Below are 11031 nucleotides of genomic sequence, written 5' to 3'. Positions count from 1 at the left end.
CACCGGCAGCGAAGGACATCATTGCGGCACAGGAAACGGATGCCGCGAAACGGCTGAATTTGGTCATGGTCTTCCTCCCTAGGCCCCGCCTCCCGAGCAGGACAATTCATGTCAGAACGTTTAATCCAAGTGTGCAGTTTTAGAAATCGAATTTTCCAGTTGATATTCAGTTTGTATCACTTCATGTCATTCACAGTGAAATTTCCTGTTCGGAGCACCATCATGGACCGACCGACAATCGCCGATCTCGCCGAAGCCGCAGGGGTCTCGGTCTCGACGGTCAACCGGATTCTTTCCGGCAAGGGGGCCGTCAAGGCGACGACTGTGCAAAGGGTTCAGGGCGCCGCGGAAGAGATCGGCTTCCACGGCCTCGGCGCCATCGAGGACAGGATGCGCAAGAAAGTTCCGCATTACCGGCTGGGCTTCCTGCTGCAGCAATCCAGCCGCGACCTCTACCAACTCTTCGGCCGCAAGGTCGTCGCCGCCTGCCGGGACCGGCGCGAGGAAGTCATCGAGCCCCTGGTCGACTTTGTCGATCTCCTGACACCCGAGAACATAGCATCCCGGCTGACCGCGCTCGGCAAGGAATGCGATGCAGTGGCCATCATCGCAGCGGACCATCCCGTGGTCGGCCAGGCAATCCGCGAATTGAGCGAGCAGGGAAAGCCGGTGGTGACCTACATCACAGACCAGTCCGCGCCGGAGCGCGCCGCCTTTGTCGGCACCGATAACTGGAAGCTCGGCCGCACCGCCGCCTTCCTGATTGCCGGGATGACGCAGGGCCCCGGCCGTGTCGCCGTGTTCAACGGCAACCACCGCTACCAGTGCCAGGACATCTCGGATGCCGCATTCCGGTCGTACATGCGGGAAAATGCACCCGAGCTGGCCATCGAGGACAGTCGGCCGACCAATGAGGATGCGGCGCGTGCCCACGAAATGGTATGCGAACTACTGGAGCGGACTGACGACCTCAGCGGCATCCTGATCCTCGGCGGCGGGATCTCCGGGGTGCTGCGCGCCTTACGGAAGGCACCGGCAGAGGCACGGCACCGGATTCGCGTGGTCTGCCGCGACATCGGCCCCGAGACCCGCAAGGGCCTGACAGAGGGGCTGATCACCGCGGCGCTGTGCCATCCGCTCGACGGGACATCGGAAGTTCTGGTGAGAACCATGGTGGAAGTGCTCAGCAACAGGTCGCCAGCCGCACCGGTGATGCGCATCATGCCCTTCGAGATCATCACGCCGGAAAATGTCTAGTTCTCATGACCGCAGCGAGACCTAGCCCGGTCGGCAAGTCCACTTGCTGAGTTGCAGACTCTCGGCGCATTCTGCAGCTCCACGCACACGATCATGTCGCGTGACGGCTAGGCCTTCCCCGTCCGAGCTGCGAGGCGCTTGCGCGTGGCAGCTAGTCACCTGAATCTAAAGTCCCTGACATACGGTCTTTTGGCAGAAGCGCTTCACTGAGGCGAGAATTTCGTCTGCGGACTTGTGCCAGCGATAGGGCTTGGGTTCCTCGTTGTGGGCTTCGATGAAGGCGATGATATCGGCCTCGAGTTCGGCGACCGAGCGATGTACGCCACGCTGGATCTGCTTGCGGGTCAGCTCGGCAAACCACCTTTCCACCTGGTTCAGCCAGCTGGCCGAGGTCGGGGTGAAATGCACGTGCCAATGCGGACGGCGGGCCAGCCACGCCTTGACCCTCGGCGTCTTGTGCGTGGCGTAGTTATCCATGACCAGATGCACGTCCTGCCCTTCGGGCATCCGCCGGTCGAGCTCCTTGAGGAAATCCAGGAATTCGCTCGCACGATGGCGCTTGTAGCATTTGCCGATCACGGCACCAGTGGCCACGTCCAGCGCGGCGAACAGGGATGTCGTGCCGTTGCGGGCGTAGGTATGGGTCCGCCGCTCCGCCACGCCCGGCGCCATGGGCAGCACCGGCTGTTCGCGATCCAGCGCCTGGATCTGGGATTTCTCGTCTACGCACAACACGATGGCCCGGGTTGGCGGCGACATGTAGAGCGCGACGACGTCATGGACCTTGTCGACGAACAGCGGATCGGTGGAGAGCTTGAAGGTCTCGCAGCGATGCGGCTGCAGGCCGAACGCGTTCCAGATCCGGCGGACCGTGGTGTGCGACAGCCCGGTCCTCGCAGCCATCGACCGGATCGACCAGTGTGTCGCGTCCCGGGGCGTGCTTTCCAGCGTCCTTTTGATGACCTCCGCCACCTGTTCGTCCGAAACCGTGCGTGGACGGCCTTCACGGTATTCATCGGAAAGCCCCTCGAGCCTCTGCTCCGCAAAGCGGCGGCGCCATTTGCCCACCGTGTGCTGGCTGTGGCCGAGTGAGGCGGCGATCTCCTTGTTGGACATCCCTTCGGCGCATCGCAGGACGATGCGGCAGCGGTCCGACAGTGATCGGGCCGCCTTGTGCCTGCGAAGCTGGGCTTCGAGGAATGAGCGTTCCTCGTCGCTGAGATCAATTGGAACAGCAACACGGCCACCCATCACATCCTCCCGCATCAGGCAGAACAGTGATGCAAACTTTAGTTCCAGGTGACTAGGGTCTGTTGACGTTTGAGAATTCCCAAATTCGGTTCTGTCTGATTCAAGCTTTCCAACAGGGGAGGCAAGCTTGATCCGTACCGTTCTCACCGACGCCCAGTGGGCCGCCATTGCGCCCCATTGTCTTGGCAGGGAGTGCGATCCGGGGCGCACTGGCCCGCAGCCACGTATGTTCGTCGAAGCGGTGCCATGGATCGCGCGCACCGGCTGCCCGTGGCGCGACCTGCCGCCCGAATTCGGGAAGGTGAACACCGTGTTCAAACGCTTCCGCCGCTGGGTCAAGGCTGACGCATTCCACATGATGTTCAAAGCGTTATCCGGAGATGGGGATTTTGAATGCGTGATGGTGGATGGCACCGTCGTCAAGGTCCACCGGCATGGACAAGGCGCAAAAGGGGGACTGCGGGCCAGGCCATCGGGCGCTCTCGCGGCGGTGTGACGACGAAGGTCATGGCGCTGACAGATGCGCTCGGCAACCTGATCGGCTTCCGTCTGATCCCCGGTCAGGCACATGACCTGCGCGGCACCGTGGCGCTGATCGCGCGGCTTGCGGGTGGAAAGCTTCTGGCGGATCGTGCGTTTGACGCCAATTGGCTGCGCGAAGCCCTCGCCAAAGCCGAGGTCGAGGCGGTGATACCGCCCAAATCCAACCGGCGCTTTCCGGCAGAGTTCGACCGCGACACGTACAAATGGCGCCACCTGATCGAGAATTTCTTCGGAAAGCTCAAGGAATGCAGAGGCATTGCCACTCGCTGCTTCAAGACCGACACGAGCTTCTCAGCGTTCATCGCCATAGCGGCAACCGTCATTCGCCTGCGGTGAACGTCAACAGACCCTAGTGGCCGCAAAAGTCGGCGCAGCAGAGTCCTGCAGCCGCTGCTGCCGATCGAGGGTTGCCGCAATATACTGGCCTGGCACGAACGACGTCACGGCGATCCTGCACAGGCGTGGCTGGGGGAGCGGATGGCGTCATGCGTGGCGGCCTGACAGCAAGAGGTCTCAGGCGTCCTCTTCCCCCGCATCCAGAGCGCGCAGCCCGGCCATCACGGCAAGACTGTGCTCCCGCAACGCTTCCGCGGCCGCTGCCGGATCACCCCGGCAGATCGCATCGATCTGCACCATCCGCCTGGACAGCGCCGCAGCGAGCCAGCCCGGTGAACTCGTCACGCGGAAATTGTGCCGCGCGTTGAGCATCCGAAGCCGTTCGAGCGTGTCCTGCGCCACTCCATGGCTGGAGATCCTGGCACAGGCCCTTGCCAAAGCACTCGTCGCCTCCGCGAAGGCCGTCACGTCGGAAAGGTCTGCCGCCGCCTGCAGCGCGCGGCCGATGCCCCTCAGCTCGAATGCGCCTCGGGCATCGATCCGCTCGGCGGCGAGGGTCACGCAGAGCGTTTCCACCAGCAGCCGGATTTCGGCATTCTCGATGGCTTCGGGAATGCTGATGGCCCGGACCCTTGCGCCGATGTTGGATCGTCGCTCCACGAGCCCTTCATGCGTCAGTTGCGCTAGCGCATCCCGCACGGCTCGGCGGCTGGCGCCGAACCGTTCCGCCAAGTCGATCTCGGGCAGCCGCTGGCCGGGCACGAATTCCGATGCGCGGATGCCCCTGCGCAATGCGGCGGCGATCTGCTCGGCGCGCACTGCCGCCTGCCCTGCCTGCGCTCCCATTCCTACATGCCCAGATCCTCGTTCACCAAGATGACGGTGATCTTTCCCTGCTCGACCGGCTGGTTGCCGTCGATGATCGTGGTGTAGCGCATCACCCCCCAGCCCAGCCCGTCATCCTTGCTGTGCTTCATCCGGTGCCGCATGGCATTCACCGGGCAAGCGAAATCGCGGATTCTGTCCAGCGCGGCCTCGACATTGCGGACGATCTTGTTGCAGCCAACAACCAGGATGACCTTCTTGGGCCCAAAGCACATGGCAGCCACGCGGTTGCCGGAGCCGTCGCAATTGACGATCGTGCCTTCCAGCGTGATCGCATTGGTGCCGGCCAAGTAGACATCCGACAGCAGGGTCTGGCGCTGCATCGCGCGGCGCTCTTCGCGCGGCGGGTTGTGTCCCTGCGCATTCGTGCGGACCGGGTTGATGAACTCGTTGGTGCCGCGCTCGGTCAGCGCCTCGAACACGCCGAGCTGGTTCAGGGTGACAGAATCGCCCCGGCCAAGCTTCGCGCCGGCCGGGATCAGGTCGAGGAGCAGCGCCAAGGCATCCTCCTTGGTCTCCACGAAATGGCCGTCCATGTATTTGGCCTTCAGATTCTGGACCACCATTTCCGCCCGCTCGCGGTTGTACTGGCGGATTTCCTTGCCGAGATCGATATCGCCCATAGCCATGTCGGTATTCCTTCCTGTGCATGATCTTGTGCACAATCTGGTGCGCATTGCGCGCCGCCGACATGCTTCATCACCCAGATGCAATGAAGCTGCACAAAATGCGACGGCGTGCCAAACTTTACTTCGGGCCGCCGACAATGGCGGCCCTGCCTTTCCGGAAGTCTTCACAGCATTCGGCAATCACCTCGGCGAGGCGGTCGATCTCGGAAGTCGCAGTATAGAGACCGAAGCTCGCCCGGCAGCTTGCCTCGATGCCGAACTGGCGGTTGACCGGGCGCGAGCAGAAACTGCCCGAGCGCACCGCGATGCCCGCTGCGTCGAGGGCAAGGGCAAGCGCCGCGGGCGCGGGGCCGCGCTCGAGCGTGAACGCGAAGAGCGGTCCGCGCCCGCGCAGCCCGCCGATGATGCGGAGCCCTTCCAGCCGACCTAGCCGGTCCGCCGCATGGTCGCGAAGCCGGGTCTCGTGCCCGCGGATTGTCTCCATCCCGATATCCATCAGATAGCCGAGTGCGGCGCCGAAGCCGATCTGGGGCACGATGGCAGGCGTGCCGGCTTCGAAGCGCAGCGGCGGGGCCGCATAGCTGGCCTCATCCAGCGTGACGTCGCGGATCATGTCGCCTCCGCCTTTCCAGGGGCGCATCTCGCGGGCCCGGTCCGACCGGATGTAGAGGGCACCCGAGGCGGAGGGGCCATAGAGTTTGTGCCCGGTCAGGGCATAGAAATCGCAGCCCATTGCCTCGACGTCGACCGAAGCGTGGACCGCGCCTTGGGCGCCGTCGACCAGTACCGGCACGCCGCGTTCGCGCGCGCCCCGGCAGATGGCCGCGACATCGGTCAGCGTGCCGACGACATTCGACATGTGGGTCACCGCGATTAGCCGCGTCCGCGGCGTCACCGCGTCCAGCACCGCCTGCGGATCGAGCCAGCCTTCCGCATCGCAGGGCACCCATTTCAGGACGGCTCCCTGGCGTTCGCGCAAGAAATGCCACGGCACGATATTCGCGTGATGTTCCATCGTGGACAGGATGATCTCGTCGCCGAGCCGGAGCCGCGGCGCCGCCCATGACTGGGCGACGAGATTGATGCCTTCGGTCGCGCCGCCGGTGAAGACGATCTCTTCCTCCGAAGCAGCCCCGATGAAGCGCGCAATCACCCCGCGCACCGTTTCGTAGCGTTCGGTCGCGATGGACGACAGTGTGTGAAGCCCGCGATGCACGTTCGCGTATTCCTCGGAATAGGCACGGGTGACCGCGTCGATCACGGCCCCCGGCTTTTGCGCCGAGGAGGCGGTGTCGAGATAGGCCAGCGGATGGCCGTTCACCTCGCGGGAGAGAATTGGAAAGTCCTTCCGGACGGCGGTGACATCGAGCATGGCTGGGTCCTCCCGGTGCTTCGGATGTCCGGACCCTGTCATTCCTGCGCCGCGCCGGAAACCCCAAAATGGATATTGTCATCACATATATGGAGAGCGTACCCCCTTGGGATCTCAGGCCCCGGAAGGTGCTGTAATCTTGATAATCTATTTATAATCAAGTTTGTGACTTGACATCTTTAACCTACAAGGAATCCATACCCGAGCCCCGACATCATAACTTTCCAATCATACATCACAAAAGTAGACCTCATTTTGGCCGCAGGGGCGCTATTGTTGCCGCAGGGCCGCAGTAGGAGGGCCGGGAATGAGCGAGATCGGAGCCGAAGAGACATGGGATGCCGGGCCGCTGGGATGCGGCGAACTTGCCGTGCTCCTTCGCCTGCGGCTGAAACGGATGCCGGGACAGGTCCTCCGTCTTGTCGCGACCGATCCCGGCGCCCTTGACGACATTCCCGCCTGGTGCCGGATGACGCGCAATTCCCTGCTCTGCCATGACCCTGCAACCAAGAGCTTCTGGATCAGGTCCCGCGAGGACTGGACCTGATACCGCCAATCCCTGGAGGAGATCCCATGCCGGGAAAATTCGTCGTTTCGATCAGCTGCGCGGCCGACAATGCCGACAAGGCGACCGTCGGTTTCGTCATCGCCAATGCCGCCGTGGCGTCGGACAAGGAAGCCGTCGTCTTCCTGTCGATCGAGGGAACCCGCCTGTCGCAGGCCGGATATGCCGAAGCCATTCACGAGGAGGGCTTTGCGCCGCTCGCAGAGCTGATGTCGAGCTTCGCCGAGGCCGGCGGGGAAATCTATGTCTGCTCGCCCTGCTTCAAGAAGCGCGGCCTCGACGCGGACGGACTGGTTGCCGGCGCGAAGATCGTCGGCGGCGCCAAGCTGGTGGAGTTCATGTCCGGGGATGCGCCCTCGGTTTGCTACTGAGGCCGCCGCCATGATCCCCTGGCGCCTCCTGTCGGCCATCTTCGCGGCCGCCTTCGCGGGCTATGTCGCCCTGTCCTTCGCGCTCTTCGAGATGCCGCAGACCCAGGCAGCAGCCGAGGAGTGCGGCTTCCTGCCGGGCGAGTTCGTCTCGGCCGGCACCCTGACCTATGCCCGCAATCACGCCTTCGCCGTCAGCTTCCTGCGCAAGGAGGAGTACTTCACTGCCGCGACCATCGGGCTGGCGGTGGCCTTCCTCGGTTTTGCCCTGTCCTCCGGCCGCCGCGGCGGTGTCGGCGCATCGGCGGGGATCGCCGCCGGAAGCGGCATGCTGGCGGTTGGCGCCCTGTGCATTTCCTGCCTGGCGCCGGTGCTGTCTGCCGTCGGCCTCGGCCTGGCTGGATCGCTGCTGGCCGGAGTTCCGAAGGCGCTCCTGTTCTTCAACGCACTGCTTCTGACGGTTTGGGGCGTGATGTTCCTGTCGCGCCGGTCCGCCGGTGCATCCTGCCCCCTTCCGGCCCGGCAACGGGCCTGACCACGTTCTCCGGAGATTGACATGATCCGTGTTTTGCCGCTTGCCGCCTGCGCTGCAAGCCTTGCCCTTCCGGCTCTCGCCGCCGACCCGGCGGCCCTGCTGGTCCCCGCGCGTCCTGGCCTGCCGATCGCCCATCCGGTGACAGAGGCAGAGATTGCGCCGCCGCCCTTCTCGACGCCCGACCTGCGCGGGGTGAACCCAGCCTATGTCCCCGGCTTGCCCGGCCTGCCGCAGGGCTATGCGGTAAGCGACGACTTCGGCCGCAAGCCGCTGAAATACGATGGCGTGCTGATCCGGCAAAGCCGGATCGAGAATGGCGAGGTGGTGATCCCTCCCGGCGGGCTGGCCTATCTGGAGGACACCTGGGGTGGCGAGGTCGCGCTGCGCGGCGAGGAACTGCCGCTGCTCGGGCGCCGTCCGGTCTATGTGGACTACGACATGTCGGTGGTGGTGCAGCATGACGTCACCCTGCCGGCAGGCGGCAGCGCCGTCGTCGGCGGCACGGTCTATACCTACGCCGCAAGCGTCGGCCACGAGACCATGGCCAACCACACGATCCATACCCGGACCATCGCGGGGACCGACTGGGAATGGGCCTTCGGCGCGCCGGTTCTCTCCGAGACCGAGCCGGGCTGGTACGGCACGCGTTTCGCGGAACTTTACAACCAGGGACAGGCAGCAAGCGTCACCCGGCAGGCGATCGAGTTCGACTGGCTTTCCGGGGTGCGGATGGACCGGCTGCTGCTAGCGGACGAGACGGTCTTCAAGGGCCTTGCCGCGGCTGGGGACAGCTGGGATATCGGCAGCCGCAAGCTGCGCGTCGCATCCGTCGATTTGGCGGAGGGCACGGTGACGGTGGAGCTGTCGCAGGACGGAAAAGTCACAGCATCGAAGGTTCTGGGTCCGGTCGATCCGGACCGGCTGATCGAAGATACTGCCGCGCGCAAGCAGCTGGTCTTCGAGGATGGCGACATCGTGGCCTTCCTCTCGCCCTGGCCGACCCCCTTCGAGGGCGAAAGGGCGCAGATCAAGGTCTATGGCGGCGCCTTTTCGCTCCGCTACGGCGACGCCTATGCTGGGGACGACCGCTTCGCCGTCTGGCCCGCGGGCTGCCCGACCGGCCACAATTTCGGCTTCATGCTGACCAACCGCGAGGAAATCCGGCTCTCCCCCGGCGACACCTATGACGGGCCGGAGGGCTATTTCCGGATCGTCGTCGACGGCGTGTCCGGCGATGCGGTCACAAGCTGGCGTGTCGAGGACCGCTCGGGCAACCGGTCGCTCGATCTCGGCGGGCCGCAGGTGCACAACGTCGACCTGGTGCTGGGGCAGGGCCGGGTGGCGGGCCAGGCGATCCTGAAGGATGTCGGGCGTGACCTTCTCGCCAGGACCTACGGCACAGCCGTCGCCGCGCAGATCGCCGCACTGCCCGAAGGCGCTCCGGCCCCGACGGCCATGCCCCGTCCTGCAGCGGTAGCCGCCGGGGTTTCCGCCGGTTCCGGAACATCCCCGGCGCTATTGCTGGCACTCGGCATCGGTGCGGCTGCTGCATGCGGGCTCGGCTTCGAGCTGGGCCGCCGCCGGGGCGGAGACGTCGGAGCATGACTGCCGCGGCCCTGCTCCCCACGCCCGACGTCTCCTTCGACGGCGGCGACCTCGATTGCGGAAACGGTCTCCTGCTGCTGATCCGGCGCCATATCGACCCGTTGCCGCGCGGCGGCATCCTGCAGATCCTGTCCACCGAGATTTCAGTGGAGGAAGACCTTCCGGCCTGGTGTCGGCTGACCGGCAACGAGTTTCTCTCGATGGCGCGGGAAGGCAGCCACCGCCGCTACCTGGTCTGCAAGGGCGGACTTGCGGAGCGCGACGCGCAGCAGCCGCGCCGTGATCCTGTGCCCGCGCGCGCCGCGCGCAGGACAGCGCGCAGCAGCGCGCCTGTCCCGCCGGTTCCTGCGCTTGCCGTCATGAGCATGGGCTCCTGGCCGCGGCCGCGCTGGATGGCCGAAGCCGTTCATGCGCATGTCGAGGGACGGCTCGGCGAGGCGGAGTTCCACGAGACGGCCGACGATGCGGTCCGGCTGGCTATGCAGGCGCAGTCCGCGGCCGGAACCGATGTCATCACCGACGGCGAACAGCGCCGGGACAGCTATGCCAGCTTCGTCGCGACCCGGCTGGAGAACTGCCAACTGATACCGCTCACCGATCTCCTGCCACTCGTCGACCACCCCGAAGAGTTCGCGGCAGAGCTGCGCGCGCTCGACATCCCGGCGGGCGAGGTGCGCCATCCGGCGGTCTTCGGCCGGCTCGAACGCAGACGCCCGCTCGCCGCGCACGAGGTCGATTTCGCGCGCAGCCTGACCGACGCACCCGTGAAGGTCGCGCTGCCCGGACCCTATCTCCTGGCCCGGACGATGTGGATGGAGTGCATCTCCGACCAGGCCTATGCAGATCGCGAGGATATCGCCGCCGATATCGTGACGGTTCTTCGGGCCGAGCTGGCCGAATGCCTCGAAGCCGGTGCTGCGCTGGTGCAATTCGACGAACCGGTGCTTTCGGAGGTCGTTTTCTCCGGCCCCAAGGCCCGGCGCTCCTTCATGTGCGGGGCGCTTTCCGAAACCTTGTCGCCGGAACACGAGCTGGGCTTCGCGCGGGACCTGCTGAATGCGGTTCTCGAAGGTTTCCCGCAGGAGCGCACGGCGCTTCATGTCTGCCGCGGCAACTGGACCCCGGACGAGAGCCTGGCCCTTTCAGGCGGCTATGCGCCGCTCCTGGGGATGCTGTCGCAGGTGCATGTCGGGGCCTACCTGCTGGAAGCGGCAACGCCGCGGGCGGGCGGGATTGAGGTGCTCCAGGGTCTTCCCGACACCGCGCGGATTGGCGTCGGAGTCGTCAACCAGAAACTCGGGCGGACAGAGACGGAAGAGGAGATCGCCGACCGCATCGGCCGGGCCATAGGCCTGTTCGGCCGGGATCGCTTGCTTCTCCATCCCGATTGCGGCTTCGCCACCTTCGCCGACAGCCCGATATGCTGCGGCAGCGGCGCCGCGGAGAAGATCGCCGCGATCCGGCAGGCTGCCGACCGCTTTTTTCCCTAGCTCCAACCGATCCAATTGTGCCGGGATCGCAGCCGGATGCAACCGCGGTCCCGGGCATATCCCGTTTCCCTTCCGGCACCCAGAAAGGATGTCCACCGATGCCCAAGTTCCGCCTGCTGCCCGTCCTGGCTGCCCTCCTCGCCACCGGTGCCTCCGCCGACACGCTGTATTTCTCGGCCATCCCGGACGAGGACG

General features: G+C 65.1%; 11 protein-coding genes. 7 read left to right on the top strand and 4 right to left on the bottom strand.

Features of this window, described 5'->3' with window-relative positions:
- Positions 1-108 precede the first annotated feature (108 nt).
- Entirely contained in the window at positions 109-1257 is a 1149-nt protein-coding gene (locus HCC78_RS30095) for a LacI family DNA-binding transcriptional regulator (protein WP_216671382.1), read from the top strand.
- A gap of 165 nt (positions 1258-1422) precedes the next feature.
- Here HCC78_RS30095 and HCC78_RS30090 read toward each other — a convergent pair whose 3' ends face one another.
- Positions 1423-2508 (bottom strand): IS630 family transposase, encoded by a 1086-nt coding sequence (locus HCC78_RS30090; protein ID WP_172332434.1) that lies wholly within the window; start codon positions 2506-2508, stop codon positions 1423-1425.
- Positions 2509-2635: 127 nt separating this feature from the next.
- Between HCC78_RS30090 and HCC78_RS30085 the strand changes: the two genes are divergently transcribed.
- Positions 2636-3387 (top strand): IS5 family transposase gene (locus HCC78_RS30085; RefSeq protein WP_172332433.1). Its coding sequence is split into 2 segments (ribosomal slippage): positions 2636-2972 and positions 2972-3387, totalling 753 coding nucleotides; the frame shifts between segments, so codons are not numbered across the junction.
- A gap of 177 nt (positions 3388-3564) precedes the next feature.
- Here the strand turns inward: HCC78_RS30085 and HCC78_RS30080 are convergent.
- The 3 genes from HCC78_RS30080 to HCC78_RS30070 all read right to left on the bottom strand — a co-directional run bounded on the left by HCC78_RS30080 (position 3565) and on the right by HCC78_RS30070 (position 6273).
- Positions 3565-4233: a GntR family transcriptional regulator gene (locus HCC78_RS30080; RefSeq protein ID WP_172332432.1), complete on the bottom strand. Its 669-nt coding sequence runs from the start codon at positions 4231-4233 to the stop codon at positions 3565-3567.
- A gap of 2 nt (positions 4234-4235) precedes the next feature.
- A complete protein-coding gene (locus HCC78_RS30075; protein WP_172332431.1) occupies positions 4236-4901 on the bottom strand; it encodes a lactate utilization protein in 666 nt (221 codons plus the stop codon).
- A 118-nt stretch (positions 4902-5019) separates the two neighbouring features.
- Positions 5020-6273 (bottom strand): aminotransferase class V-fold PLP-dependent enzyme, encoded by a 1254-nt coding sequence (locus tag HCC78_RS30070; RefSeq protein ID WP_172332430.1) that lies wholly within the window; start codon positions 6271-6273, stop codon positions 5020-5022.
- A 307-nt stretch (positions 6274-6580) separates the two neighbouring features.
- Here HCC78_RS30070 and HCC78_RS30065 point away from each other — a divergent pair, with 307 nt between their 5' ends.
- Genes HCC78_RS30065 through HCC78_RS30045 form a run of 5 tightly spaced genes read left to right on the top strand, consistent with a single transcriptional unit; the run spans position 6581 to position 10836 of the window.
- Positions 6581-6820, top strand: a complete 240-nt coding sequence (locus HCC78_RS30065) for a sulfurtransferase TusA family protein (RefSeq protein WP_172332429.1) — start codon at positions 6581-6583, stop codon at positions 6818-6820.
- Positions 6821-6846: 26 nt separating this feature from the next.
- A complete protein-coding gene (locus tag HCC78_RS30060; RefSeq protein ID WP_172332428.1) occupies positions 6847-7209 on the top strand; it encodes a DsrE family protein in 363 nt (120 codons plus the stop codon).
- A gap of 10 nt (positions 7210-7219) precedes the next feature.
- Positions 7220-7741, top strand: coding sequence for a hypothetical protein (locus HCC78_RS30055; RefSeq protein WP_172332427.1), 522 nt, complete (start codon positions 7220-7222; stop codon positions 7739-7741).
- Positions 7742-7762: 21 nt separating this feature from the next.
- Complete coding sequence (locus tag HCC78_RS30050; RefSeq protein WP_172332426.1) at positions 7763-9346, top strand: hypothetical protein; 1584 nt, start codon at positions 7763-7765, stop codon at positions 9344-9346.
- Positions 9343-10836, top strand: coding sequence for a 5-methyltetrahydropteroyltriglutamate--homocysteine methyltransferase (locus HCC78_RS30045; RefSeq protein ID WP_172332425.1), 1494 nt, complete (start codon positions 9343-9345; stop codon positions 10834-10836). The genes HCC78_RS30050 and HCC78_RS30045 overlap by 4 nt, the downstream gene beginning before the upstream one ends.
- Positions 10837-11031 lie beyond the last annotated feature (195 nt).

The organism is Mangrovicoccus sp. HB161399, from assembly GCF_013184745.1.
Lineage (GTDB): Bacteria > Pseudomonadota > Alphaproteobacteria > Rhodobacterales > Rhodobacteraceae > Mangrovicoccus.
This window is presented reverse-complemented; position numbering and strand designations above follow the sequence as displayed.

Coding starts and splice junctions, on each gene's coding strand:
- HCC78_RS30095 (WP_216671382.1), top strand. CDS start 109: ATGTCAGAACGTTTAATCCAAGTGTGCAGTTTTAGAAATCGAATTTTC.
- HCC78_RS30070 (WP_172332430.1), bottom strand. CDS start 6,273: ATGCTCGATGTCACCGCCGTCCGGAAGGACTTTCCAATTCTCTCCCGC.
- HCC78_RS30065 (WP_172332429.1), top strand. CDS start 6,581: ATGAGCGAGATCGGAGCCGAAGAGACATGGGATGCCGGGCCGCTGGGA.
- HCC78_RS30090 (WP_172332434.1), bottom strand. CDS start 2,508: ATGGGTGGCCGTGTTGCTGTTCCAATTGATCTCAGCGACGAGGAACGC.
- HCC78_RS30045 (WP_172332425.1), top strand. CDS start 9,343: ATGACTGCCGCGGCCCTGCTCCCCACGCCCGACGTCTCCTTCGACGGC.
- HCC78_RS30055 (WP_172332427.1), top strand. CDS start 7,220: ATGATCCCCTGGCGCCTCCTGTCGGCCATCTTCGCGGCCGCCTTCGCG.
- HCC78_RS30080 (WP_172332432.1), bottom strand. CDS start 4,233: ATGGGAGCGCAGGCAGGGCAGGCGGCAGTGCGCGCCGAGCAGATCGCC.
- HCC78_RS30060 (WP_172332428.1), top strand. CDS start 6,847: ATGCCGGGAAAATTCGTCGTTTCGATCAGCTGCGCGGCCGACAATGCC.
- HCC78_RS30075 (WP_172332431.1), bottom strand. CDS start 4,901: ATGGCTATGGGCGATATCGATCTCGGCAAGGAAATCCGCCAGTACAAC.
- HCC78_RS30050 (WP_172332426.1), top strand. CDS start 7,763: ATGATCCGTGTTTTGCCGCTTGCCGCCTGCGCTGCAAGCCTTGCCCTT.